21 protein-coding genes and 1 riboswitch are annotated in these 25453 nt (G+C 48.5%); of the genes, 17 read left to right on the top strand and 4 right to left on the bottom strand.

What is annotated here, in order from left to right:
• Positions 1-93: 93 nt before the first annotated feature.
• The 3 genes from PCH02S_RS24940 (at position 94) to PCH02S_RS24930 (ending at position 3515) form a co-directional block, all read left to right on the top strand.
• A complete protein-coding gene (locus PCH02S_RS24940) occupies positions 94-2604 on the top strand; it encodes a S1C family serine protease (protein ID WP_127456815.1) in 2511 nt (836 codons plus the stop codon).
• 114 nt (positions 2605-2718) lie between these two features.
• Complete coding sequence (locus PCH02S_RS24935; RefSeq protein ID WP_127456814.1) at positions 2719-3195, top strand: VanZ family protein; 477 nt, start codon at positions 2719-2721, stop codon at positions 3193-3195.
• A gap of 65 nt (positions 3196-3260) precedes the next feature.
• Positions 3261-3515 carry a hypothetical protein gene (locus PCH02S_RS24930; protein ID WP_127456813.1) on the top strand — a complete coding sequence of 85 codons (255 nt, stop codon included), beginning with the start codon at positions 3261-3263 and terminating at the stop codon, positions 3513-3515.
• A 616-nt stretch (positions 3516-4131) separates the two neighbouring features.
• Here PCH02S_RS24930 and PCH02S_RS24925 read toward each other — a convergent pair.
• Positions 4132-4911, bottom strand: coding sequence for a pirin family protein (locus PCH02S_RS24925; protein ID WP_127456812.1), 780 nt, complete (start codon positions 4909-4911; stop codon positions 4132-4134).
• A 163-nt stretch (positions 4912-5074) separates the two neighbouring features.
• Here PCH02S_RS24925 and PCH02S_RS24920 point away from each other — a divergent pair, with 163 nt between their 5' ends.
• The 3 genes from PCH02S_RS24920 (at position 5075) to PCH02S_RS24910 (ending at position 6978) form a co-directional block, all read left to right on the top strand.
• Positions 5075-5494 (top strand): BlaI/MecI/CopY family transcriptional regulator, encoded by a 420-nt coding sequence (locus tag PCH02S_RS24920; protein WP_127456811.1) that lies wholly within the window; start codon positions 5075-5077, stop codon positions 5492-5494.
• 2 nt (positions 5495-5496) lie between these two features.
• Positions 5497-6339 carry a M56 family metallopeptidase gene (locus PCH02S_RS24915; RefSeq protein ID WP_127456810.1) on the top strand — a complete coding sequence of 281 codons (843 nt, stop codon included), beginning with the start codon at positions 5497-5499 and terminating at the stop codon, positions 6337-6339.
• An 87-nt stretch (positions 6340-6426) separates the two neighbouring features.
• Entirely contained in the window at positions 6427-6978 is a 552-nt protein-coding gene (locus PCH02S_RS24910; RefSeq protein WP_127456809.1) for a DUF2231 domain-containing protein, read from the top strand.
• 255 nt (positions 6979-7233) lie between these two features.
• Here the strand turns inward: PCH02S_RS24910 and PCH02S_RS35885 are convergent, their stop codons facing one another.
• A complete protein-coding gene (locus tag PCH02S_RS35885) occupies positions 7234-7410 on the bottom strand; it encodes a hypothetical protein (protein WP_164819727.1) in 177 nt (58 codons plus the stop codon).
• Positions 7411-7946: 536 nt separating this feature from the next.
• Between PCH02S_RS35885 and PCH02S_RS24905 the strand changes: the two genes are divergently transcribed.
• The 3 genes from PCH02S_RS24905 (at position 7947) to PCH02S_RS24895 (ending at position 12217) form a co-directional block, all read left to right on the top strand.
• Positions 7947-9692, top strand: a complete 1746-nt coding sequence (locus PCH02S_RS24905) for an ABC transporter ATP-binding protein (RefSeq protein ID WP_127456808.1) — start codon at positions 7947-7949, stop codon at positions 9690-9692.
• A 43-nt stretch (positions 9693-9735) separates the two neighbouring features.
• Positions 9736-11790 carry an ABC transporter ATP-binding protein gene (locus PCH02S_RS24900; protein WP_127456807.1) on the top strand — a complete coding sequence of 685 codons (2055 nt, stop codon included), beginning with the start codon at positions 9736-9738 and terminating at the stop codon, positions 11788-11790.
• Between the two features lie 121 nt (positions 11791-11911).
• On the top strand, positions 11912-12217 hold the full coding sequence (locus PCH02S_RS24895; protein WP_127456806.1) for a hypothetical protein: 306 nt from the start codon (positions 11912-11914) through the stop codon (positions 12215-12217).
• 67 nt (positions 12218-12284) lie between these two features.
• On the opposite strand, the gene PCH02S_RS24890 is transcribed toward PCH02S_RS24895, so the two are convergent.
• Positions 12285-12905, bottom strand: coding sequence for an NAD(P)-dependent oxidoreductase (locus tag PCH02S_RS24890; RefSeq protein ID WP_127456805.1), 621 nt, complete (start codon positions 12903-12905; stop codon positions 12285-12287).
• 185 nt (positions 12906-13090) lie between these two features.
• Here PCH02S_RS24890 and PCH02S_RS24885 point away from each other — a divergent pair, with 185 nt between their 5' ends.
• The 3 genes from PCH02S_RS24885 (at position 13091) to PCH02S_RS24875 (ending at position 17591) form a co-directional block, all read left to right on the top strand.
• Positions 13091-14197: a chymotrypsin family serine protease gene (locus PCH02S_RS24885; RefSeq protein ID WP_127456804.1), complete on the top strand. Its 1107-nt coding sequence runs from the start codon at positions 13091-13093 to the stop codon at positions 14195-14197.
• 157 nt (positions 14198-14354) lie between these two features.
• Positions 14355-15083, top strand: a complete 729-nt coding sequence (gene rluF / locus PCH02S_RS24880; RefSeq protein ID WP_127456803.1) for a 23S rRNA pseudouridine(2604) synthase RluF — start codon at positions 14355-14357, stop codon at positions 15081-15083.
• A gap of 150 nt (positions 15084-15233) precedes the next feature.
• Positions 15234-17591: an S-layer homology domain-containing protein gene (locus PCH02S_RS24875; protein WP_164819726.1), complete on the top strand. Its 2358-nt coding sequence runs from the start codon at positions 15234-15236 to the stop codon at positions 17589-17591.
• A gap of 418 nt (positions 17592-18009) precedes the next feature.
• Here the strand turns inward: PCH02S_RS24875 and PCH02S_RS35880 are convergent, their stop codons facing one another.
• Positions 18010-18171, bottom strand: a complete 162-nt coding sequence (locus PCH02S_RS35880) for a hypothetical protein (RefSeq protein ID WP_164819725.1) — start codon at positions 18169-18171, stop codon at positions 18010-18012.
• 172 nt (positions 18172-18343) lie between these two features.
• On the opposite strand from PCH02S_RS35880, the gene ilvA reads away from it, so the two are divergent.
• From ilvA to PCH02S_RS24850, 5 genes are all read left to right on the top strand, one after another.
• The gene (gene ilvA / locus PCH02S_RS24870; RefSeq protein WP_127456801.1) at positions 18344-19600 is read left to right on the top strand and encodes a threonine ammonia-lyase IlvA; all 1257 of its coding nucleotides are present in this window, start codon (positions 18344-18346) and stop codon (positions 19598-19600) included.
• 70 nt (positions 19601-19670) lie between these two features.
• Positions 19671-19759: riboswitch (cyclic di-GMP riboswitch) on the top strand.
• Positions 19760-19845: 86 nt separating this feature from the next.
• A complete protein-coding gene (locus PCH02S_RS24865; protein WP_127456800.1) occupies positions 19846-21375 on the top strand; it encodes a putative bifunctional diguanylate cyclase/phosphodiesterase in 1530 nt (509 codons plus the stop codon).
• Between the two features lie 265 nt (positions 21376-21640).
• A complete protein-coding gene (locus tag PCH02S_RS24860) occupies positions 21641-22711 on the top strand; it encodes a BMP family lipoprotein (protein WP_127456840.1) in 1071 nt (356 codons plus the stop codon).
• A 128-nt stretch (positions 22712-22839) separates the two neighbouring features.
• On the top strand, positions 22840-24381 hold the full coding sequence (locus tag PCH02S_RS24855; protein WP_127456799.1) for an ABC transporter ATP-binding protein: 1542 nt from the start codon (positions 22840-22842) through the stop codon (positions 24379-24381).
• Positions 24374-25453 (top strand): ABC transporter permease, encoded by a 1080-nt coding sequence (locus PCH02S_RS24850; RefSeq protein WP_127456798.1) that lies wholly within the window; start codon positions 24374-24376, stop codon positions 25451-25453. Before PCH02S_RS24855 ends, PCH02S_RS24850 begins: the two co-directional genes overlap by 8 nt.

The raw sequence follows: 25453 nt of genomic DNA, 5'->3' as shown, positions 1-25453 counted from the left end.
CCCTTTTTATGTGGGAAAATTTGTATTGTCTCTCTATCACAAATATGCTAGATTCTAGTCACTGTCATATTTTGTTAAGAGAGGAAGACCGTCATGGGGAATTGGAATACCGTTGCTAAAAAAGGGGCAACAGCGCTACTGGCCGCCTTCTTGCTTGTATCCCTGCAGGGGCCGTCACCTTCTTATGCAGCCGAAATAAATGCCGAGGTTCCTAAAGTGATTGAAAAAGCCTCGCCGTCGGTTGTTGCGATTATCGGCAAGCCATCCTACGATTCAGATAAAACGCTAGAGAAAAATCGTTTTAATCTTGCGCACGGCACTGGTGTAATCGTCGAGTCCAATGGCGTCATCGTGACGAATGCACATGTAGTCAAAGATATGAAAAATATCGTCGTTGTTACATCGGACGGCACTACTTATAACGGGCATGCCACGAATATCGATGAGGAGAGCGACTTGGCTTTGGTCAAAATCGACGCCACCGGCTTAACGCCCGCGACCTTTGCTTCTTCCTCGGATATTAAAGTGGGGGAAACCGTCGCGGCAATCGGGACGCCGATTTCTTTCGCTTTGCGAAATTCCGTTACCGTAGGGATTGTCAGCGGACTTGACCGCTCGGTTAGCTCGCAATATCAGCTCATTCAAACGGATGCGGCGATCAATCCTGGCAACAGCGGGGGCGCGTTGATTAACATGAACGGTGAGGTTATCGGTATTAATACGATGAAATATGCCGATTTCGGGGTTGAAAATCTCGGCTTTGCCATTCCGGTAGACACCGTCAAGTATGTGTTGAAGCATTTTCAATTGTATGGGAAAGTGAAACGCCCTTATTTGGGGCTGGAGCTGGAAGAAAGCTGGGAGGCCGTCGTTGGTTTACCTAGCTCAACAGGACTTCGGGTTGCTTACGTCGACCCTGACTCACCGGCTGCGGCAGCTGGCATTGAGCAGGACGATCTGGTCGTTTCCATCGGGGCGAACAAGGTGAAGACGCTGGTCGACTACAATGAGGCGATTAAGAAGTATTTGCCGGATGAAAAAGTGGATATCACCATTCAGTCAGAGGGTGCGTCCGTGACGAAGTCTGTTACGCTCGGCGAAGTGCTGCATCCCGAAACGAAGTGGAAAGAAGACGCGGAGGGGTCTGACTTGGACGCGGACCGCGGTAAAACCAAGATCGGCGACAGCCATTTTGGCTGGTCAATGAAATACCCGGCAGGTTTGGTGAAAGGGCACCAATCCGAGGAGGGTGACTCGGTTAGCTTCGTGGATGCCAAAGGGGAGTTCTCCTTGTCCATCCAAGTGGATAACGAGAGCGATGAGCTGTCTCCGTCGGCGCTTTTGAACAAATTGACCGGTAGCGAAGACGATGACTATAGTGGTATCGCGGCATCCACGATTCTGGAGCGCCAGTATGTCAAGCGCGAAGGCGGTCCGTTTGCCAAAATTGTTGGCCGCTCCGGAGATGACGGCTACATTCAAACGCGTGGTTATCTTCACCAAGGGCGCCTATATAAAGTGCAATTATTTGTAACAAAAGATCACTATAATAACGATTTTAAACAAAATAGCTATAATGATTTACTTGATTCATTTAAGCTTTCCTTTAATGCGCAAGATGAATCGCTCAAAGATATTTCGGTCTATTCTAATGGCAATACGACTTACACGAATGAGTATGGTTTGTCATTTGCCCTGCCTTCCAGCTGGCAGAAAAGCAGTTATACCGGAAACTCCTCCTTCTTTAATTCTGATTATTCGCAATCCCTGCAGGTTGAGGTGACTTCGGCTTCATCCGGCGACACGTTGGCCGCGTGGGCTGATCGTGAGCGCAAACAGCTTGAAGCGCAGTATGTGCAGAAATATCGTAAGATCAGCGCCCCTGAGGAGCTTACTTTGGCCGGCGTTCCGGCTTTAAAGACAGCTCATGCCGAAACGCTCGGCAACAAATGGACCGCCGGGTACTCCCTCTTTTTCATTAAGGATAAGTATAAGTATGAAGTTGAAGTCAGCTATCCGCAGGAGGAGGAGGGGGCTGAGATCAATGATCTCTTGCACACCTTAACCACCACGATCGAAGTAGATAAAGACAACATGGACCAAGAGCTTGGTTTCATTCAAGATCTGGACGAATTAATGGATCCGAATCGTACCATTACCTACAAAAATGAGAAATATAAATACACGCTGCAAATTCCTGAAAAGTGGACAAGCAGCAAGTCCTACGACAACAAAGACCAAGCGAGCAAGTCCTTCCTTTTCACTGGAGGTTACTTGACGATCAACGCAGATGCAGTCACATCTTATGAAGATGCGGTAAAAGAAGAGGACGCTTCGCAGAAGAAGAGTCACGATAGCGATAGCGAATATGCCTATACCGACGAAGAATCGACAGTGCTTGGCGGCGTGAAGGCGAAGAAATACGAAGTTAATTATGTGAGCGCCAAAGTGCCTTACAAAGAAACGACGTACATTTTCAGCCAAAATCAAATGACCTATACCGTTACGCTGCGCATGGACGAAGCGGTTCGAACAGAGGCTAATGAAGCTCGTTTGAAAAAAGCTTTTGACTCTCTCAAATTTTTGGATGCCGTGAACAAATAGCCTGCGGAACCAGCAGGGAATTAATGACCCTCTCCTCAGTCGTGACTGAAGGGAGGGTTCTTTATTGGCAGAGCAGAGCGGGGAGCGCAAAAAGAGCAGGGGAGGGCGACCATCATGAGGAAGAGGCTTATCCGGGGGCTCGTGTGGCTGCTTTTTATCGGTTATACGGGCTGTTTGCTGTATTGGATGTTTTGGGGATTCGGGCGTGAGAGTCTGCGAAGCGGGGGGCATTTGGAGTATAACTACAACATAGTTCCTTTCAGGACCATTGGGATGTATATTCTACATGCTCATTTATTTTCGATGCGGACATGGGTGATCAATTTATTTGGTAATGTAGGCGTCTTCATGCCATATGGGTTTATCCTGCCGTATTTGTTTAGGGTGGCGAGGCGGAACTGGGTGTTTCTACTGCTTTTTGGTTGCCCGTTGGTAGGCTTGGAAGTGCTGCAAATGCTGCTCAGAGTGGGGAGTTTGGATGTGGATGATTTGATTTTGAACATATTTGGGGCGAGTCTGGCCTATTGGATTTTTGCGGCTTTCCTCCGATGGAACGCTTCAAATCAGATTGAAATGAAATACAGGGTATAAAATGTGACCAATTGTCTCAATATAGCCGATGTAATGATTTTAATTTGAGGAGGCTCATTGAAACGATGACCAAGACCGATTCAAGTCTACAGTCCCAGAATCCGATTTCTTCCGCGCAAAATTCAGCCGATAATGTCCATCAAGCGGTGAATCATGCGATGTCCCATCCAACGCCTCAAACGCTGCAGGAGGCCCGGAACGCTATCGGTAAAGCCGAGAACGCGTTGGAGCAGGCTGCGGACCAATCTGACGCGCCGGCCGTGCAGCAAGCTGCTGAATCGCTCAGCGAGGACGAAGCTAGGCTTCAATCGTTGGAATAGCATCAAAGGGGAGCTATCCTGTAAGTAGTTTATCTACTTGGGGGTAGCTCTTTTGATTTTTCTGCGGTAGTTTGTGCGTGGGAGGCTTTGGCTTTGCTGTTATTTGGTAGCGTGAGGGAACTACAGGGTGCTATTTTGGGTAAATAAGCATTTCTCAGGATTAGACGGAACTACAGGACCTTATTTGCCCCGAAGAGATTACATTTGTCGGCGTAGTGGTGAAATAGAGGCCCGTAGTTCCCCTCCGCTAGCTGATGGGGCGTATGATCACAGAATAAGGGATCGTAGTTCCCATTCGGTTGATTTTGTACAAAGTAGCACCCACCACATACTAGTTACACTCCGCCGACCCAGTCACTCCTCCTATCCAAGCCAATAAAGTAAACTAGCTACTCCATCTATCTAAGCCCCACCAGCGCTCAAGCCACTGCTACCATTCATGCCCCACCAGCTAATCCATCTACTCAAGCCCCTAAGCACTCTCGCTACTCCACCCAAGCCATTCTGACTTCCGATATCTCAGCACTTAAGCCACTCCCCACCACCCAAGCCAAAAAGGCCATCCGCCAGATCATTCCTGATCTGCTCAGATAGCCCCACCGACTGCAACATCGTATTATTTATGGTACAACGCATAGCCTGGATCTACTGGAACTTCAATCGCGATGATACGCAGACCCTGCTCGTCATCCGCCTTCAACAGCAGGAGTTCATCCGCTTGTTTGTCATTTTGGACAACGACGAAATCCTTATGGGAGATGGCCTGTGCACCTTTGCCGTCCGCGGCGGATTCGCTGCTGCCTTGTCCTCGGATAACGAGGAAAGCAACCTGCCGATTCGAATGAAGGGAGTACGTGAACGTTGCACCCGGCTCAAGGTTCCAATCAAACATATTGGCGTCTGTATCCAGCTGAATCGGAGCCTCTCCGCCAATGACGCTTTTCACCGTCACGCCATCTTGTTGGACGACCGGGAATTGCTCATGTTCGTACTGATTGTAGGTAGCGGGCTTTTTCACCGATTGACTAAGGTGAGGCTCGAACCAGATTTGCATGCCTTCAGTGCCAGCGGTGCGGAAGGCTTCCGCATGTGAGACGCCGGATCCGGCTTGAATGACTTGAGCGCCGCCGTCAGAAACAGTCTCTAAAGAACCAAGAGAATCGCGGTGCTCCACGAGGCCTTGAATCACATAAGTGACGATTTCGAACGCTTTATGCGGATGCATGCCGATCTCAGCAACATCGGTTGCGTGGCCCCAAGCCCAATAAAATAAAGGCCCTACACGATCTACAGCCGTTTTCTCACGCGGAAAGCTAATGGCACGCTGCTCGATAAATTTGCCGCCGTCAAACGCCCCGACACCTTGTTGATCAGCCGAAAATATTTGTATATGCATAAGAATCGCTCCTTTGCTTTAAAATAATTAATTACTTACTATATGTAAGTATTATAGATCCCTTTTTACGAAATGTAAAGTGAAATCCCACTCTTTTAACCGCATATCTTGACTTCGCCGCACGACTCCTACTACAATTTGTAGTGTAAGGAGTGTGTCTATCATGAAAATGCAAAATTTTAAATATGAAGGAAGCGGGCTTAACCGTTTTTTCGGTCCCTTAGAGGCCAAGATTATGGAGATTCTTTGGAACAGTATCGAGGAAATGACGATTAAAGATGTTCAACAGAAGCTCGACAACGACAGCAAAGCAAATAATTTCAACACCGTCATGACAGTGATGAACCGCTTGGTGGACAAAGGTATTTTGCAGAAAAAGGCGCTTGCCCGCTCGTACCAGTACAGCCCGGTTGTGACAAGAGAAGCCTTCATGGAAGCTCAGTCCAAAGAGCTCACGCTTGATTTGATTGAAGAGTTCGGCTCCTTAGCGGTGACGCATATGGTAGATGCGCTGGATAAAGTAGATCCCGGTCTGCTCGACCAATTGGAGCAAAAAATCAAAGAAATGAAAAAGGATCGATAACGATGATGGAAAAGCGATTGAAATGGCTGTATGCTGCTTCTTTAGCCTTGTCAGGGCTTGTCTTGGGACAAATGCTGCTTTTTGTGGGACAGTATCTCTTCAAATGGCATGCACGCTATAACATCTTTGATTTGTGCGTCATCTTATTCAAAAATCTTCATATCCCTGCACCCATTGCGCTTAATTTGGTGAATGTTGTGATCCTTTATACGCTTAGCGCGGTCCTTTTGCTAATCACACGGCAAGCCTTTCAAGCGATGAAAGCCAAGAAGCTGGTTGCCAAACACCAGGATGCTGCGCTTACCTTGCAATACCGCGGCATGTACCAGCTTGCTGAGCATCAATTGCGCATTATTTCTTCTAAAGCGCCAACCGCCATGACGATAGGCTTCCGCAAGCCGCAAATCATCCTATCGACGGGGTTGCTCGACATGCTGGACCCTACAGAGCTTCATGCCGTTATCGACCATGAGAAATGCCATATGAAGCATCGCGATCCGCTCGCTATTTTCCTGCTTTCCATCATGTCCAAAGCGCTGTGGTATATCCCGATTTTCGCATGGCTTGCTAAGAAATACCCCATTATGATTGAACTAAGGGCAGATAAGTATGCCATTGGTCAAATGAATCAACCTGCCGATTTGGGCAGCGCTCTCCTCAAACTACTCAAACTACAATCACCGGCACCGAATCTATCCTTATCTCACGCCTCTTTCGCTGAAACATCCATGAATGTTCGCATCAAACATATTCTTGACCCGCAAATGACCTTGTTACTACCGTGGCCACGGCTTCGAATAGCGGTATCCCTGCTCATCGTTATCCTGCTGATGGGGCTCATTTAGAGCCCTGATTGGCATGGCTTGACTTTCCATTTATTTAACACTACACTTTGTAGTGTAAACAAAATAGATGAGTGAGGAGAGAGATTAATGGATTATATCTTGAAAAATCTGCACTTCATAGTGACGCATGTCCCTATCGCACTTCTTATTTTCAGTTTTGTTTTTGATATCATTGCGATGATCATGAAGAAACGGGAGTGGCACTCTGCCGGCATGCTTTGCCTTGTTGTAGGTGCGCTTGGCGCGATTGCGGCTGTCATGACGGGCCCGTCTCCTTGGCGCAATCCCCTGGTTGTCCCTCATGAATTCTATGCGAAATTAACTATGCTTGCAGCGATTGTTCTTGCGGTCGTTCGTGTCGGTTTGCTCATTTGGAAAAAGAAAGACGCCGGCCGGCATCCGATGTATTTGATCGGCTCGCTCGCGGCGGTGATCCTCGTCAGTTATACAGGCCATCTTGGCGGTCAAATGGTACATAGACCCATGAATGCCCCGGCCATGGCGCCAGGAGGCGGAGCACCGGGTGGACAAGCACCTGGCGGGCAAGGTGGGGCAAATGGACAAGGACCTGGAGCTCAAGGAGCTAAGGGGCCTGTGGCGTCACCTGCGGCATCGTCGTCAGTACCTTCAAATAAGTAAATCAAAGGGAACTGGAGTCCGCTATTTAAGCCAAAACGGCTGCATTTTGACAGTGAGAGGAACGACAGGGCCTTATTTGTCCGATATTGCTTGATTCTCCACAAGAATCGGTCAAATAGAGGCCCCTAGTTCCCTTTCATCTGCCAAAGGACCACATTTGCCAAAATAACGGATCATAGTTCCCACTCCATAAACACAAGGCTATCCATCAGGCCGATTCAGACCCGTTGAGATAGCCCTGTTTTTGTCTAATCCTCATACAGGCTCGTCCAACTCTAACTCCTCCAGCGTATACCGATTATTCCACAAAAAAATCATATCGTACTTCGTCGAATCGCGCGAAACGAACCTGGCAATGAGTGCAACAACGCCTCCAATTACGACTCCGAATGCGGCAATCCATCCTAACAAGGCAAACACTTGATCGACCATGCCCATCCACTCCCCTGCGCGATATGAACTCATATGTAATGAATATGCCGCGAGAATTTGAAACATGTGTGACAATCGCACAAGGGGGAAAAGCAAGTATTCTGATCCGAAATTGCTCGGACAGATAGTTCTTTTATAGTCTTTTTCTCCGATTGACAGGGGCTTGAAAAGGGTGTTAAGATCACCTCTGTAAGCGCAGTTATACAACTTTTGGAAAATGATTAAGGACGCAAGCCGGTTTGCGGTAGAGAAGGAGGGTTTCAAGATGATTAAGTTGGTTCTGGATCCAAACGCGCATTTTGAGCACAAAGATAACGACCATACAAATTCATACGGAGTAACCCGCCTGTTAGCTGATACTGATACGCCTTAATGGTGTTTGTTCGGCTGCTGCAACCCCTTCATATACGCTAATGAAGAGAAGCGCGGGTTACGAAGAAGTTCGTAACGAGCGCTTTTCTGTTTTAAGAAGGCATATCGCTGCGTGCGGTGTGCCTTTTTGCGTGGATAAGTAAAGCAAAGGAGTGATGAAAGCAATGTTTATCGTATTGAAAAAATTAGGCTGGTTCTTCCGCATGAATTGGAAGCGATATACGCTGGCGATTGGGCTGCTCATTATCGTCGGCATTATTGATGTGATACCTCCGAAGCTGATCGGCTATGCGATTGATGGTATACACATGGGGACTTTAACAGGCAGCAAGCTGTTCCAGCTGCTCGCCTTCTGGGGGACGCTGATTGTGGCCGGCTATGGCTTGTCGTATGTTTGGCTGTATCAGCTGTTTGGAGGTGCGTTTGTTCTAGAGCGCGTGCTACGCTCCCGCTTGATGAGGCAGCTGCTGCGCATGACGCCAACTTTCTATGAACGCAACCGCACAGGCGATCTCATGGCTAGAGCTACGAACGACCTCCAAGCGGTGTCGACGACAGCGGGCTTCGGGATTTTAACCTTCGTAGACTCCACGTTGTTTATGCTGACGATTCTGAGCATGATGGGCTTCTTCATTAGCTGGAAGCTGACGCTTGCTTCAATCCTTCCGCTGCCTTTCATGGCTGCCGCGATCACCATTTATGGCGGGCGAATTCACGAGAGATTCATTCTCGCTCAGGATGCTTTCGGCCAAATGAATGACCGGGTGCTTGAAACGATCGCCGGCGTGCGCGTCATACGTGCTTTTGTACAGGAAAAGGCTAGTGAACAAAATTTTAAAACGATGACAGACGATGTTTTTCGTAAAAATATTGCGGTTGCACTTATCGATGCTCTGTTCGAACCAACGGTCAAAATCCTTGTCGGCATCTCATATTTAATTGGATTATGTTACGGCGGTTACATGGTGTTTCATAGTGAATTGACACTTGGGGAACTCGTTTCCTTCAATACGTTCCTCGGCATGTTGATATGGCCGATGTTCGCCATCGGGGAGCTCATGAACATCATGCAGCGCGGCAATGCCTCTTTGGATCGGGTGAATGAGACCCTTGGCTACAAACCGGACGTCACGGACGAACCGAATGCAACAACCATGCTGCTGCCTAATTCGATTAGCTTCCAGGCCGTCACCTTCCGCTATCCGTCATCTTCTATCGACAATCTCGTTAATATCTCTTTTGAGCTCAAGCGAGGACAGACGCTAGGCATTGTAGGGCGGACCGGAAGCGGCAAAACGACGCTGCTCAAACAACTGCTGCGCGAATATCCGCCCGGCAAAGGCACAATCGCTATTTCCGATACGCCGATAGAGCAGTTGACGATCGACACCGTACACGGATGGATCGGGTATGTGCCGCAGGAGCCGATTCTTTTCTCCAAAACGGTGAAGGAAAACATTAAGTTCGGCGCCAGCCAAGGCACGGAGGAGCAGCTTATTCAAGCGCTTGAACTGGCCGCTTTCCGTAAGGACGTGGAGTTCCTGCCGGAAGGTTTGGAAACCATGGTTGGCGAGAAAGGCGTGGCTTTATCCGGGGGTCAGAAGCAGCGCGTATCCATCGCGCGGGCGCTTTATGTGGATCCGGAAATTCTCATGCTGGATGACGCGCTTTCTGCCGTGGATGCCAAGACAGAGGCCGAAATCATCCGCGGGATTCGCTCCGAGCGCGCCGGCAAAACAACGCTAATCACAACGCACCGCCTGTCTGCGGTTCAACATGCCGATCGGATTCTCGTGCTCGATGAAGGGTACATCGTGGAAGAAGGTACGCATGAGGAACTTCTGGCGCTCGGTGGCTGGTATAAAGAACAGTATGACCGTCAGCAATTAGAAGAGCAGCAGGTTGGCTGAACGGACAAATCGATGATCTCATGAAAAGAAGGTGAAAATCCTAATGAAACAAACAAGTAAGCGATTATTTCAATATGCGGCATTGTTTAAAAAACCTCTGCTAATTGCGCTGCTATGCTTATCTGTCGCCGTTGCGACGGAGCTGGCAGGTCCCTTCATCGCCAAGAAGATGATCGACACGCACATTCTCGGTATTGAGAAGCCGTGGTTCGAGACTACGTCGGCAACGAAAACCGAGAATGCAGTTCCGATGAACGGAGGCTTCTATAAACGGAGCGATCATTTCGCGGAAGGGGAGCCGAAGGGGCATGAAATTCGGATTCTCCAGGTGGGCACCCAGTTTGTATGGGTGGATCAACCGCTTGTCTTTGACGGCGTCCGCAAGTTGACGGAAGAGGGGAAGTTGACGATTACGCAGGGCGCAGACCAAGCGGAGTATCCGGCTAGAAAGCTCAGCATGCAGGAACTTTACACGTTTTACGAGCCTGAATTTGTCAGTTTGATGAAGCTGGCCGGTGTCTACTTCGTGTTAATTCTCATTGGCGCCGGTTTTACCTACGGTCAGCGATATCTCCTGCAGTCCGCGGCGAATCGGATCATTCAGCGCATGCGGAGCGATGTGTTCGCGCAAATCCAGCGGCTGCCGATCAATTATTTTGACAATCAGCCTGCAGGTAAAATTGTTTCACGAATTACGAACGATACGGAGTCTGTCAAAGACCTGTACGTTCAGGTGTTGGCGAACTTTTTTACAGGGACGATTTATATTGTTGGTATTATTGTAGCGTTGTTCATATTAGACTATCGTTTGGCTTTATTCACGCTGCCGGTGCTTCCTCTGCTTTATGTGTGGATTATCGTTTACCGTAAATATGCCTCTCACTACAATCATGAGATTCGTGAACGGATCGGTTCCATCAACGGGATGATCAATGAGGCGATTCAAGGCATGACGATCATTCAAGCTTTCCGCAGACAAAAGGAAACGACAGAAGAATTCGAGCAATTGAACGAGGAATACACGCATTATCAAAATAAATTGCTCAGCCTGAACTCGCTGACCTCCCATAACCTGATGAACGTTGTGCGGAATTTGTTCTTTTTCGGTCTCATCTGGTACGTCGGGGGAAGCTCCTTACATTCGTTAATTACGGTTGGTGTGCTATACGCATTCGTTGATTACTTGAACCGGATGTTCCACCCCATGGTGGGGATCGTGAATCAGCTTCCCAACCTGGAACGAGCCATTGTATCGGCCGATCGAGTATTTGAACTTCTGGATGAGCAGGGCATTCCTGTGGCGACTGAGAAATCGGAGCGTTATCTGGGCAACGTGAAGTTCGAGCATGTTCGTTTTGCTTACAAAGAAGGCGAAGACGTGTTGAAGGACATCACGTTCGAGGCCAAACAAGGGCAGACCGTTGCGCTTGTCGGGCACACCGGCTCAGGCAAAAGCTCGATCTTGAATTTGCTGTTCCGCTTCTACGATGTGAACAAGGGCCGTATCACGGTTGACGGCCGCGATGTACGCGAGATGCCCAAACAGCTGCTTAGGCAGCATATGGGCATCGTCCTGCAGGATCCGTTCCTGTTCACAGGGACGATCGCATCCAACGTTTCGTTGGATGATCCGTCCATCACCCGGGAACGGGTCGAGGCGGCGCTGCGTGAGGTCGGCGCAGCGGCTATGTTTGAAAGCCTGCCGCACGGTATCGACGAGCCCGTGATCGAGAAGGGCAGCACGCTGTCGGCCGGGCAGCGGCAGCTGATCTCTTTCGCTCGGGCGCTGGCGTTCGACCCGGCGATCCTGATCCTCGATGAGGCGACGGCCTCCATCGACACGGAGACCGAGGCCGTCATTCAGGCGGCGCTCGAGGTGCTGTCGAAGGGGCGGACCACCTTCATCATCGCCCACAGGCTGTCGACGATCAAAAACGCCGACCAAATTCTGGTGCTCGACCATGGCGAAATCGTCGAGCGCGGCAACCACGAGGAGCTGATGGCGCACCTCGGGCGGTACTACCAGATGTACCAGCTGCAGCAGGGACATCCGGAGACGGCAGCCGCCGACGAGGACGAAGTGCGGAGCGGTTTGTAGGCGGCTTTTCAGGCGCAATCGAGAAAAAACCGTCAGGCCATGCTGCCTAGGCGGTTTTTTTGTGCCGCCTATGCTACAATAACAGCAATAAATCATTTCCTCACTGAAATGGAGGGGTTGTATGCGTCCAGATACACTTCGATTACTGAATTTGCTTCAGCTGCTGTCTGAAATCGCGATCGCTGTGGGTTATTTGCTAGGCTTGATCCCATTTGTTTACCTGTGGTCGTACACTTGGGTAATTCCGCTCGTGTTTGTGAACTTGGTCTTTGCGATCCTCACCCATAATGGAACGACGACCAAGACAGTCATTAACATCATTATGGCGTTTTTGAGCTTTATCCCGGTTGCGGGGTACGTGTTCCGCGTTGTCGGTATCGTGATCTCATGGCTGAATATTGCTGCTTTGGCCAAAGAAAGAAGATAACGTTATTAAAAGGCAAAAAGAGGCTCTCCCTTGGTCATTGGATGACTTTGGGAAAGCCTCTTTTCCATTAGTAGGCCAATCCTACGCGGCAGCCAACATACTCTTGCGAACACGCAACGCTGTAGGTAAAAGCCGCCGTATCGCCCACGGAGATCGACTTGCCATCCTCCGGCAGGAAATCGCGCGCGACACGGTAGGTGCCGAGCGCCTCGCCGTCTGGCAGGTAGGTTGGACAGACGACCGTCCAAGAGAGGCTGGAGGCTTGCAGCAGCTCCCAGGCCTTGCGATGCTCCTCGGCGGCTCGCGTAGAGGAGCGCCTGGTGTCCGGCGTCTCGTAGCGCAGCAGGCCGGGGTGCTCTTGACTTTGCAGGATGCCGGCTGTGCCGATGGTGACGACCCGGCTTACGCCTTGCGCCTTCATGGCTTCGATGAGAAGAGGCGTAGACTCCGTCAGTACCGTACCGCCATCGGTATTGAGGCAGCTGATGACAACGTCTACGCTCTCCAAGGAGCGACGAATGTCATAGGGATGGCAGGCGTCACCTTGCAGCAAGGTAAGCTGTTCAGAGCGCTGGTTGATCTTTTGCGGATTGCGTACCAATGCAGTTACTTTATGATTATCTGCCAAAGCTCGCTCCAAAACGCGAGTTCCGACCCTTCCTGTAGCGCCTAATAGTAGAAAATGCATAACAAGCCCCCATGTTTCAAACGTTGTGAATTCTATTATACGCTTCTTGTTTAGGTTAGAGAAATGCTCTTGGTACAAGCGTCTCAGAGTGATTCATCTATTTATTTAAAGATAGGTTAGTAGAGGAGACTAACTCACACAGGCTAGCATAAGTTGAATGCATCCCCTTACAAAGGAGAATGCACATGGCGACTTTTTATGAGGCTTTAAGGCAAAATGACAGGCTTTTCGCAACACTGCAAATGCCGGGTGTTTTGGGTACCGGTGTGGGATATGCCGACCCCGATAAACCTGGAAGCGGTGCGGCGATCATCGTGTACACGCGCAAAGGCGCGGTTACGACAGCCATCGGTAAAAACATCGCAAAGGTTGTCGGCACTAGCATCCCCGTCCGCTATATTGCCGGAGCTCCCTTCAGACCCAATTCTGTAGCGGCACCGAAAAAGATGTCACGGTCTGTGAAACCTCCGGTGAAACGTTTCAGAGCCACGCAATTCCGCGGCAAACATCGTCCCGTTCCGGGCGGCGTTAGCATTGGCCGAGAGAATCGGGGAACAGGGACTTGCGGTCTAATCGTAATCCAGAATGGCCAACTGTTGATGTTGAGCAACAACCATGTGCTTATTGAAGCGAACAGATTCGGCGCGAATATTGTTCAACCGGGGAACCTGGACGGTGGCGTCAATGTAACAGATCGTGTCGGTACGGCATTCCGGTTTGTTCCTTTTAATCTAACAGGACCGAACTTCATGGATGCTGCAACGGCCATACCTTTTAACAACAGCTTGCTCACCCCGAGATATTTGGTCAGTAATACAGGGCAATTCGTGAATCCGCAAGGTCATTTGCTCAGCTACCGTGTGGGAGACCGTTTCTTTAAATCAGGACGTACCACAGGGTTTGTTATCGGCACGGTGGAGAGTATCGGCGTACAAATTAATATCGGACCTTATCCTGAGTTGGGGGGCGCTACGCTGCAGTTCCGCAATCAGACGATCCTCACGGCTCCTACGAACATCTCTTTGCCTGGCGACTCCGGGTCTGTATGGATGAGAGGACAATTTGCAGCGGCTTTGAACTTCGCAGGTAGCGGTCCTCGTTCTATCTCGACACCGATTGCTAGCGTAATGAATACATTCAATATTCGGGTAGCCGTTCTTGCGGGAACAGGCACTTTCAAAAGCGGTGCGGCCATTAACCCTGCGCCGAAAGGCAACTATGCTTATACGCGGCCATTGACGGTGGCACAACGCAAATTGGTACGTAGCGTTCGCGCTATGCCGAAAAAATAGATCACTGGTAGATCGTTCCCGTTCACAGGATGGAGGGCGATTTTCTTTTTCTTTTTCTTTTTGCCATATGACACCTGACTTGAACGAACTTGGGGAATCCATCATAATAGGGGATATCAGAAAAATAGGATTACGGCATAGAAGGGATTTCCCAAGCATGAGAATCAATAAATTTATTAGCGAGACAGGGGTTTGCTCCAGGCGGGAAGCGGACAAGTGGGTAGAAGCGAAGCGTGTTACGATCAACGGCGAGGTTGCCGGGCTTGGAAGCGTTGTAGGTCCAGGCGATGAAGTTCGAATCGATGGCAAACCGATTGGCGAGAAGAAGGAGCATGTCTATATTGCGCTCAATAAACCAGTAGGAATCACCAGTACGACGGAAGCTCATATAAGAGGCAACATTGTTGATTTTGTTGGGCATTCGGAACGTATTTTCCCGATCGGCAGACTGGATAAGGACTCGGAAGGTCTCATTCTTTTAACGAATAACGGAGACATTGTGAACCAGATTTTGCGCGCAGAAAATAATCATGACAAAGAGTACATCGTGACGGTGAACAAGTCAATTACGCCGATGTTTCTTAAGGGGATGGCTAGCGGAGTGCGCATTCTGGGCACGGTAACGAAGCCATGTGAAATTTATCCGGTGGGCGATCGTGTTTTTCGCATCATCCTGACTCAGGGGCTTAATCGGCAAATTCGTCGTATGTGCGAAGCGTTCGGTTATCGGGTGGTGCGCCTGCAGCGCGTTCGGATTATGCATATTCATCTGGGGAGCTTAAAGGTAGGCAAATGGCGCGATTTGACGCAAGGTGAAATGAAAGATCTCATGCACACCCTTAGCCAAGAAAACGCCAAAACGAGCAAGATGCCTAACGGCAATTAAAACAGCAGCACATGTTCATGCCTCTTTGAAGGGGGCTTGGAGATGTGTTTTTTATTTTTAAACTTTTGTATGTTTAAAGCAACTTTTTCCTCCTCTTCAGCGTCAAGGATTATTATGGCAATTTTTATTTCCCAAAGGAGGAAGAGGACTTTGAAATTAGTCAAACAAGCAGGAACGTTGGTGCTAGCTTCAAGTTTGCTGCTCACGGCTGCTCCAGCCGTTTGGGCCAGTGAAGTAAGTGTAGACAGCAAGACCATTGCAGTGCCTGCCTATCCCGGCGTCATCGACAGCAAGATGTTAGATGCCAAAATTACGAAAGAACAGGCGATAGAGCGGGCCAAAGCGTATATAACGCTGCCTGAAGGCTTCACCTTCCAATCGATTAGCTTAAATGCTTACTATGGCATGAATGGCAGAAATATCCCTACGTGGAACATTAATTATGTGAAAAAAGTAAAAGATCAGACCTACGGTTATTTGAACGTATCGATTAATGGCCTGGATGGAACGCTGACGGCTTATTCAATGAATGACAGTGATCCGGATCATAAACCAGCGTATCCGCCGAAGGTTGACTTCGCTGCAGCCAAAGATGTCGCTTCCGCCTTTATTGCTAAAGTGAATCCAGACAAGCAGAAAGAGCTGCTTTACGACGATTCGGAAGAGAAAGCGTTCCGCACACCGTTGAACGGGAATTATCAGTACAACATCCGCTTCGATCGTTCGGTTGACGGTGTACCTTTTACTGCGAATGGTATCTCGGTCAGTGTGAATGGCGACGGTCAAGTAACGAATTATAATTACAATTGGTCTGATGACGTTACTTTTCAAGCGAATACCGGGCCTGTTACGAAAGAAAAAGCTGCTCAATTGTTCCGCGATAAAGCAGATCTCTCGCTGCTCTATCAGATTCCATATGGTACTAAAGGCAAGAAACTACCGATTATTTCTTACATGATGGGAGCGTTTTCGCTGAATGCGCTAACCGGAGAAGTGTGGAACCCGGTTCCGCATACGGAGGATTCCAAGCCTTTAACGGACAAACCGCTGGCTGAACGTCCATCGGCTGCTTTGAACCTGACGAAGGAGGAAGCCGTGAAGAAAGTTATTACGGTGTTCAATCTTTCCTCGGACTACAAGCTCCAAGAGGCTACCTACAATGAAGGGACGAACCCTGAAACCGGGGAAACCAACTCGAATTGGAATTTAAGCTGGAACACCGTTTCTGAGAAGGACCCGACTGGCAAGATAGCCGGAAGCGGAGTCTGGGCCAATGTAAACAGCAAAACCGGAGAAATCACCAATTTTAACAGCTATGTGCCTTACAGCCCTGATAACAATAAGGACATTGAAGGTAAGGTTTCCTTAGAGAATGCTGTAGCCAAAAGCGTAGATTTCGTGAAAACGCAGATTCCTTCCTACACGGACCAGTTGGTGCTCAGCCAGCCATCCGCCAAGGATTACTCGGAAGAGCAGCTGAAGCATATGCGGAATTGGGATATTCGCTTTAATCGCGTCATTGATGGTGTTAGCGCAGGTGGTGAGGGTGTAACAATCAGCATCGATCGCGTGACGGGCCAAATTATGAACTATCAATTTGGGCTCAGCGACATGCCTTATCCGAAGCAAAAACCGGAGATTCTGGCGCTCGATAAGGCGAAGGAGCTGTGGCTTTCCCAGTTCGACATTAAACTGAACTATGTGCTCGAATATGGCGGATCCAATGGCGTTATGCCTATCGAGAAATACAACCTGATGATCGCTGCGGGAGAAATTCCTCCAACTGCAGCAGTCACCAACGCAAATGAGAAATTAGAAGCTAAGCTTGTCTACACGCTTATTCCAAAGTTCAACCGAGAATCCTTCCTGCTTGACGCGCAAACTGGAAAATGGAGAAACAGCCAAACAGGTGAGGTTATGTCCCTGGATAAAGTGGTCGTTAGCGACATCGACAATCACTGGGCTAAGAACGAGCTTCAGCTGATGCTGGACTATCAAGCACTTGATGTGCAGGATGGCAAGGTTAATCCTGATCAATTGATTAAGCGGGGCGAGCTGGTCAAAATGCTGGTTATCGCGATGAATGGCGGGAACGGCGGCATCTATTACGGAGCGGAACGCAAAGCCTCCTTTGCGGATGTGAGCAACGCTTCCCCTTATTTTGCCTATGTCGAAAATGCGGTTGACCGCGGTTTGTTGGACGTTGGCGCTGATTTCAACCCAGAGGCTACACTAAGTCGCGAAGAGATGGCTCAATTGATCGTTAAGGCACTTGGGTACAAAAACCTGGCGAAATTCGACGGCGTGTTCAACAGCCAATTCGCGGATGCCGCTGAAGTTAAGCAAGTAGGTACCGCTGCGATTGTGGTAGGGCTTAACATTATGTCCCTTAACGATGGCAAGTTTGCGCCGCAGCAAGAAGTGTCAAAGGCCCAAGCAGCAAGCGCATTTTACCGGTTCTTGCAGAAACGGGCGGAGCTGCAGGACCAGCCACGTTACTATTACTAGGAAGCGGGCAAGAAGTCGGCGTGAGCAGTGCGAAGCCGGGGTGAAAGGCATAGTGTCACCTCAGTGTGAAGAGGGGGCGGCTGCTGCCATGTGCCGGCTAAGCACGCCTACCCAGGATTCGCGCACGTTGGGAGGGAACTACAGGGCACTATTTGAGCGGAATGTGCTGATTTCAAGGTCTGAGGGGAACTACAGGGTTTTATTTGTTCCCAAACGCTCAATTTTAACGTGATATGGGCTAAATAAAGGACCGTAGTTCCCCATGACCAGAGAAAGCAGCGTTTTGTCGAAAATAGAGGACCCCAGTTCCCCAATGGTGCGAGATTAGCGCAATCATTACCTGGTACACTGAAAAAAAGGCTATCTTACAGGTCATAGACCCGCAAGATAGCCCTTTCTTCACGTGCTTATTCATGTTCTAAAACTTTGGAAATACATAGTGAACTAAGAAATATAGAACACCGAAGATGATAATAATGTAAGCAGCATACTTGATGAAGGTGGAGGCTACTAAGCTGGAATCCGATTTTTTCTCCACATGGCGTTCTTCAATCTCAATATTACGTGGCTGTGTCGACATAGCAATCACTCCCTTATAAAGTATCTTGCTAGTTAATACCCGCCAGATTTTGGAGTGAAACATCAGCATTCATAAAATGTTCCAATAATATTTTCTTACAGGCGCTCCTCAGTATGCTACAATAATCTTTAAAATTTATTACGCATATTGGAGAGAAAGGAAGTAAGAGAAAATGGTTGTTTCCGGAAAAGTAGGTTTGGAAGAAATTATTAGGGCCAATCATGTGCTCAGCAAGGTGATCGAACCATCGCCTCTGCAACGCAATGAGCTGCTCTCTACCTTGTATGAATGTAACGTTTATTTGAAACGTGAAGATATGCAGGTCGTTCGTTCTTTTAAAATTCGCGGAGCGTACAATGTGATCCAAAGCTTGACGCCGGAAGAACGCGAAGCGGGAGTCGTGTGCGCAAGCGCCGGCAATCACGCGCAAGGCGTTGCTTACTCCTGTAAGCAGTTAGGGATTGAAGGGAAAATCTTCATGCCAACGACGACGCCACGGCAAAAGATTTCGCAGGTGAAGTTATTTGGCGGAGCTTTTGTAGAAGTGATTCTGACAGGGGATTCTTTCGATGATTCTTCTAATCAAGCCAAGGCTTACTGCGCCAAAGAAAACAAGGTGTTCATTCACCCTTTTGACGATATTCGCACGATCGCGGGACAAGGGACTGTCGGTCTGGAAATTATGAATCAGATGTCCGATACACCTGACTTTATTTTTGCGACCATCGGAGGCGGCGGTCTTGTCGCTGGTGTGGCGACTTATGTAGACAGCGTTTCTCCACGTACCAAGATTATTGGTGTTGAGCCTGAGGGCGCTGCAAGTATGCAGGAGTCGCTCAAGCAAGGCAAAGTCGTGACCTTGTCTACGATTGAGAAATTTGTAGACGGTGCAGCCGTGAAGCAGGTAGGCGAGCTAACTTTTGATATTTGTAAAGAAAAGCTGGACGATATCGTTGTTATCCCTTCAGGCAAGGAATGTACGACGATTCTGGAGCTTTACAACAATAACGCCATCGTTATTGAGCCTGCAGGGGCTCTGCCTGTTGCGGCGCTGGATGCTTACCGGGATCAAATTCGCGGAAAAAACGTAGTTTGCATCATCAGCGGTGGTAATAATGACATCGACCGGATGCAGCAAATCAAAGAAAGATCGCTTGTGTACGAGGGCTTGAAACACTATTTCATCCTCAATTTCCCTCAGCGTGCAGGCGCTTTGCGTGAATTTCTGGAGGAAGTTTTGGGGCCGACCGACGATATTACCCGATTTGAGTATACGAAAAAGAATAACCGGGATGATGCTCCAGCACTAGTCGGCATTGAGTTGAAAAATAAAGATGATTATGAGGGCCTTATTGAGCGTTTGTCCCGCAAGGACTATGACTACATTGAGATCAATAAAGATCCTAAACTTTTCAATCTGCTAATTTAACTAAAAATAGCCAGAGTAGAAAAAATTATGATATAGTTAAATAGTCCTGCTTTTTCTTTGTTTACCTGAATATTGTAAAAGGCAAACTTGCCGAAAGGTAAGGACGCAAAGCTCCGGGTCTTAGGTTGCCGCCGCAACGATGACGGCTGGGCTGCCGAGAGGAGCAGTTTACCGATACAGGTACGCCTACGGCTATTCCAAATGGAATAGCCTTTTTTGATGACCGGAATGGAGGTTCCCCCCGAATGAGAAGCCTTTTTATAAAGTGGATTCAACAGATGAAAGATCAGGAGGTGCGCTATGTGGGCATCCTTGGTTTCTTTCTGCTGACGGCTAATCTACTTGCTGCTGCTTCTTTTACATTTACCCCGAAGATGATCTTGTTCGTCCTCATTCAAGCACTCATTTGCTTCTTTTATGCCATTCGCATCCGTCACCTGCGGCTTAGCAGTATCGAACAGGAGGAGAAGAGTAAGCAGCTGGCTTACTTGGCCTACCATGATACTTTAACGGGATTGCCCAATCGACGGCTGTTCGAGGACCGCTTAAAGCGTGTGCTTCTTCATGCTCAGCGTTACGACCAGCTTGCGGCAGTTGTATTTCTCGACATGGACAGATTCAAAGAGGTTAATGATTCCTACGGCCATGCCTCTGGCGATCAGCTCATTCGTTTGGCTGCGGAGAGATTGCTAGGCTGTCTGCGTGGTTCGGACACGGTGTATCGGCAGGGCGGCGACGAGTTTATTATTTTGCTTGAATCTTTTACCAAGCCGGAAGACGTCAGAGCAGTGGCTATACGTATTCAAAATGTGCTGGATGAACCTTTTATCCTGGATGGGAAAACCGTTACGATAACCGCTAGTATGGGGATTGCGTTGTATCCGCTCGATGGGACTAAGCCCGAACAGCTTCTTCAGCGTGCGGATGAAGCGATGTACGAGGCCAAAAACCATGAGAACAGCCGCTTCCAATTTTATGCCTCAGATATTGATACGATGGTGAAGAGCAAAGCTCACATGGAGAATGAGCTGCGTTTGGCTCTGGAGCAGGAACAGTTCGAATTACGGTATCAGCCGCAATATGAAATCGCAGGCCGTAAGCTTATCGGCACAGAGGTCAGCCTCCACTGGGAGAAGGGGTCTAAGCAGCTGAGCAAGCTGATGGATTGGCGTAAGGCAGCCGATGAACTGGGATTCATGGTCCCTATTGGCAAGTGGGCGTTTCAGGCCGCATGCCGACAGATGAGGGACTGGCAGAACGCTGGGCAAGAGCCGCTCAGAATGACGTTCACCATTCAATCTTCGCAGTTCAAAGATGATCATTTTATTGCACATATAGCTGATGTGCTGCAAGAAACAGGTATCGATCCCAGGCTGGTCGAGCTGGACCTTACGGAAAGCATCACGTCTTCCAACGTGCAAGAAGCTAGCAAGAAGCTGACGATGCTGAAAAGGCTAGGCGTACGCATTGCCATGGATGACTTGTGTACGGGCCTATTTACGCGAAGCGGGATGGAAGGTATGCCGCTGGATAGTGTGAAACTGGACAGCACGCTGATCAGAGACCTAGTCGATGATGACGAGAATCAACTGCTTGCAGCTGCTATCGTTCGGATGGCGCACCGATTAGGATTGAAGTTAATCGCGAAAGGTGTCGAAACGGAAGAGCAATTCGAATACCTGAAATTTCTGCAATGTACGGAGGTGCAAGGAAAACTGTTCAGCAGTCCACTATCCTCGGGACAATTCCTCACATTGATGACCAAAAAAAATTAAAATTGGTCATCTAGATTTTATTGACCAGCGGTAGTATAATAAATAATTGGGGCTTAAAACCTATATTGTGGGGCTACACAAAAAGACCATGTCAACTTGGTTAACATCACGAATTATGATCATTTGCCGTAGGATTGCTTTTCACTGAAGTACCAAAGTGATACACTCGGTCTATGATCAGACATACATATTTTAACTGATTCTGGTCAACCTAGAATGTGGGATTTAAGGTACAATTTTAAATTTATTTTTGGGGGTAAAGATGATGAAAAAAGTATTCACAACAGCGTTAATGGCTGTCACTGTGTCCGCAGTTGCTTTGACAGGTTGCGGTGCCAAAAAAGAAGAAACCAAACCGGCCGCTTCCGCTTCACCGGCAGCAAGTAGCGCAGCATCCGCAGCGCCAAGCAACAACAGCGGTAAAGATTTCAAAATCGGCATGGTCACAGACATTGGCGGCGTAAATGATAAATCTTTTAACCAAAGCGCATGGGAAGGTTTGCAACAATTGAAAAAATCAACTGGCGCAAACGTTAAGAACCTAGAGAGTAAAAGCGATGCAGACTACACGCCGAACTTGAACCAATTCGTAAAAGACGGCTATAACCTGACTTGGGGTATTGGCTTCTTGATGGGTGACGCGCTTAAAACAGTTGCAACTCAAAACCCGAATGCTAAACTTGCGATTATTGATAACGTTGTAGAAGCTCCAAACGTAGAATCCGTAACATTCTCCGAGCAAGAAGGTTCTTACCTTGTAGGTGTGGTTGCAGGTCTTACGACAAAATCCAACAAAATCGGTTTCGTTGGCGGTATCGACATCCCGGTTATCAAACGTTTTGAGGCTGGTTTCGTAGCCGGCGTGAAAGCAGTTAACCCTAATGCGAAAATTCAAATCAACTACACAGGTGCGTTCGACAAACCTGACCTTGGTAAAGCAGCAGCAGCAACCATCTACAACGATGGCGCGGACATCATTTTCCACGCGGCTGGTTCCACAGGTAACGGAGTATTCAACGAAGCAAAAGACCGCGCGAAAAGCGGTAAAAAAGTTTGGGTTATCGGTGTAGATAAAGACCAATCCCTGGAGTTCGGCGATGAAGTGACACTGACTTCCATGTTGAAACGTGTTGACAACGCGGTTGCTCGTGTTTCCAAAGACGTTATCGACAACAAATTCCAAGGTGGCAAAAACGTTACACTCGGTCTGAAAGATGACGGTGTAGGTCTTCCAGAAACTTCCAAGAAAAACGTAACTGCGGATATTTTGAAAAAAGTTGACGAGTACAAAGCGAAAATCATCAGCGGCGAAATTAAAGTCCCAGAAAAACCATAATACGGGTATAATAGGTACAGCGGTTACGAACGACAGGTTTGCTTTTGTTCAAACAAGGCTAGTTACAATAACTAGCCTTGTTCTTAGTTTTGAGGGTTTTAAAAAAAATTGATCCTTAGGGTGATCTGATGAGTGAAGTAGTCCCAGTTGTTGAACTTAACAACATTACGAAGAGGTTTCCGGGCATCGTGGCGAATGATGCGATCAGCTTGAAGCTGATGAAGGGTGAAATCCATGCCTTGCTGGGCGAAAATGGTGCAGGTAAATCCACATTGATGAATATTTTGTTCGGACTGTATCAACCGGACGAGGGTTTTATAAAAGTGCAAGGCAAAGAGGTTTCCATTGATAGCCCGAATCGGGCGATTGAGTTGGGCATCGGGATGGTGCATCAGCATTTTAAGCTTGTACAGCCGTTTACCGTAACGGAGAATATTATTTTGGGCATGGAGCCGAAAAAAGGGCTGAATGTCGATATTAAATCAGCGCAAGAGAAAGTGCGCAAGCTGTCCGAGCAATATGGGCTTCGCGTTGATCCAAAAGCAAGAATTGAAGATATTTCCGTCGGCATGCAGCAGCGCGTAGAAATATTGAAAACGCTGTATCGCGGCGCCGATATTCTCATTTTTGACGAACCAACAGCTGTACTGACGCCGCAAGAAATTAGCGAATTGATGGTCATTATGCGCAATCTTGTGAAAGAGGGCAAATCCATCATTCTCATTACACATAAGCTGAAAGAAATTATGGAGATTGCTGATACCGTAACCATTATTCGTCGCGGGAAAGTGATCGGTTCCATTGCAAGCAAAGACGCGAATCCGCAAATTTTGGCTGAGAAAATGGTCGGGCGCGATGTCTCCTTTAAAGTGGATAAAAAAGATGTGAAGCTTGGGGAGACCGTCCTCCAAGTTAAGGACCTGGTTGTTCGAAATCAACAAGGGCTGGCTGCATTGAAAGAGCTTAGTTTCGAGGTGAAAGCCGGAGAGATTCTGGGTATCGCCGGTGTAGACGGCAATGGCCAAAGTGAATTGATCGAGGCGCTGACAGGGCTTCGGTCTATTGATAGCGGGCAGGTCCTGCTAACTGGAAGCGACATTACGAACCATACGCCGAGACAAATCTCGGAGGCAGGCTTGTCGCATATCCCGGAGGACAGGCATAAGCATGGACTCGTGCTTGATTTCTCCATGAGCGAGAACATGGTGTTGGAAACTTATTTCCATCCTGCCTATAACAAAGTGGGCTTCCTCAACTACGAGGCGATCGACCGCCATGCGGAAGCGCTGATCAAGCAGTTCGACGTAAGGACGCCAAGCATATACAATAAGGCTCGCTCTTTGTCGGGAGGAAACCAACAGAAAGCAATTATTGCCAGGGAAATACACAAGAATCCGAACCTGCTCATTGCTGCTCAGCCAACGCGCGGATTGGACGTAGGAGCGATTGAATTCGTGCATCGTCAACTGATCGAGCAGCGCAACAAGGGCAAAGCGGTTTTGTTGATTTCTTTTGAGTTGGATGAAATTATGAACGTATCGGACCGTATTGCCGTTATCTACGAAGGACAGATTGTGGGAGAAGTACTGCCGCAAGAGACGAACGATCAAGAGATCGGACTTCTGATGGCTGGCAGTAAGCGCACAGGGAAAGGAGCGGCTCATGAATAAGGTTGCTCGTATTTTTACAAGTGAATCTGCGGTGAATCCCATCGTGGCGATTGTGCTCGGGCTGTTATTCGGAGCGCTCGTCATGCTGGCAGGCGGCTATAATCCGATAGCTGCCTACGGGGCATTATTTGCCCGCATTTTCGGAAATTCGTATGACATCGGGGAATCGATTCGTGCGATTACGCCTTTGATTTTGACGGGGTTATCCGTTGCATTTGCATTCCGGACAGGCCTATTTAACATCGGAGCAGAGGGGCAGTTCGTCATGGGGATGACGGGGGCTACTTTTATCGGTGTGAAAGTGACAGGCCTTCCATGGATTATTCATGCGCCGTTGGCTGTTATCGTTGGAGCGCTTATTGGCGGACTCTGGGGAGCTATCGCGGGTTACTTGAAAGCCAAACGCGGGGTTAACGAGGTTATCACGACGATCATGCTCAATTGGATCGCGTTATTCCTGTCAAACTATATCGTGAATACGTTCCTATTGGAGCCGAAGCAGCAGCGTTCCTATATGATTCAGGACTCGGCTTCCCTTAGCATCACTTGGTTGTCGGAGCTGATGAACCATGCCAGGATTCACTGGGGTACCGTGATTGCGATCCTCGCGGCCATCGTCTTCTATATTATTCTTTGGAAAACAAGACAAGGCTACGAGCTGCGTGCCGTAGGCCATAATATTGATGCTGCGAAGTATGCGGGCATGAACGTGAATCGCAACATTGTTAAAGCGATGTTTATCTCGGGTATTTTTGCCGGTCTAGGCGGCGTATTTGAAATACTCGGTGTGTTTCATTATCAGGTCGTTGCGGCAGCTTCGCCTGGTTACGGCTTTGATGGGATCGCAGTATCCTTGCTGGGCGCTAACAATCCGCTCGGGATTGTCCTAGGGGCCGCGCTGTTCGGCGGATTATCCTACGGATCGGCGGGAATGAGCTTCGGGGCCGACGTGCCGCCGGAAATTATCCGCATCGTTATCGGCTCGGTGATTTTCTTCGTAGCCACACAAGGCATCGTCAAATGGGTGCTCATCCCGTTCTATAGCAAACGCAAGAAAGAGAGGGCGTCGTAA

The sequence above is a fragment of the Paenibacillus chondroitinus NBRC 15376 genome (genome assembly GCF_004000765.1).
In the GTDB taxonomy this organism is placed as follows: Bacteria; Bacillota; Bacilli; order Paenibacillales; family NBRC-103111; genus Paenibacillus_E; species Paenibacillus_E chondroitinus.
Note: the sequence above shows the minus strand (reverse complement) of the source record. Positions and strands in the feature narration are given on the sequence as shown.

Bases quoted from the DNA above. Each gene is read 5' to 3' on its own strand.
- PCH02S_RS24860 (WP_127456840.1), top strand. From the start codon at position 21,641: ATGAAAAAAGTATTCACAACAGCGTTAATGGCTGTCACTGTGTCCGCA.
- PCH02S_RS24910 (WP_127456809.1), top strand. From the start codon at position 6,427: ATGGATTATATCTTGAAAAATCTGCACTTCATAGTGACGCATGTCCCT.
- PCH02S_RS24890 (WP_127456805.1), bottom strand. From the start codon at position 12,905: ATGCATTTTCTACTATTAGGCGCTACAGGAAGGGTCGGAACTCGCGTT.
- PCH02S_RS24850 (WP_127456798.1), top strand. From the start codon at position 24,374: ATGAATAAGGTTGCTCGTATTTTTACAAGTGAATCTGCGGTGAATCCC.
- PCH02S_RS24865 (WP_127456800.1), top strand. From the start codon at position 19,846: ATGAGAAGCCTTTTTATAAAGTGGATTCAACAGATGAAAGATCAGGAG.
- PCH02S_RS24915 (WP_127456810.1), top strand. From the start codon at position 5,497: ATGATGGAAAAGCGATTGAAATGGCTGTATGCTGCTTCTTTAGCCTTG.
- PCH02S_RS24935 (WP_127456814.1), top strand. From the start codon at position 2,719: ATGAGGAAGAGGCTTATCCGGGGGCTCGTGTGGCTGCTTTTTATCGGT.
- PCH02S_RS24905 (WP_127456808.1), top strand. From the start codon at position 7,947: ATGTTTATCGTATTGAAAAAATTAGGCTGGTTCTTCCGCATGAATTGG.
- ilvA (WP_127456801.1), top strand. From the start codon at position 18,344: ATGGTTGTTTCCGGAAAAGTAGGTTTGGAAGAAATTATTAGGGCCAAT.
- PCH02S_RS24885 (WP_127456804.1), top strand. From the start codon at position 13,091: ATGGCGACTTTTTATGAGGCTTTAAGGCAAAATGACAGGCTTTTCGCA.
- PCH02S_RS24895 (WP_127456806.1), top strand. From the start codon at position 11,912: ATGCGTCCAGATACACTTCGATTACTGAATTTGCTTCAGCTGCTGTCT.
- rluF (WP_127456803.1), top strand. From the start codon at position 14,355: ATGAGAATCAATAAATTTATTAGCGAGACAGGGGTTTGCTCCAGGCGG.
- PCH02S_RS24940 (WP_127456815.1), top strand. From the start codon at position 94: ATGGGGAATTGGAATACCGTTGCTAAAAAAGGGGCAACAGCGCTACTG.
- PCH02S_RS24930 (WP_127456813.1), top strand. From the start codon at position 3,261: ATGACCAAGACCGATTCAAGTCTACAGTCCCAGAATCCGATTTCTTCC.
- PCH02S_RS24925 (WP_127456812.1), bottom strand. From the start codon at position 4,911: ATGCATATACAAATATTTTCGGCTGATCAACAAGGTGTCGGGGCGTTT.
- PCH02S_RS24900 (WP_127456807.1), top strand. From the start codon at position 9,736: ATGAAACAAACAAGTAAGCGATTATTTCAATATGCGGCATTGTTTAAA.
- PCH02S_RS35880 (WP_164819725.1), bottom strand. From the start codon at position 18,171: ATGTCGACACAGCCACGTAATATTGAGATTGAAGAACGCCATGTGGAG.
- PCH02S_RS24920 (WP_127456811.1), top strand. From the start codon at position 5,075: ATGAAAATGCAAAATTTTAAATATGAAGGAAGCGGGCTTAACCGTTTT.
- PCH02S_RS24855 (WP_127456799.1), top strand. From the start codon at position 22,840: ATGAGTGAAGTAGTCCCAGTTGTTGAACTTAACAACATTACGAAGAGG.
- PCH02S_RS35885 (WP_164819727.1), bottom strand. From the start codon at position 7,410: ATGGTCGATCAAGTGTTTGCCTTGTTAGGATGGATTGCCGCATTCGGA.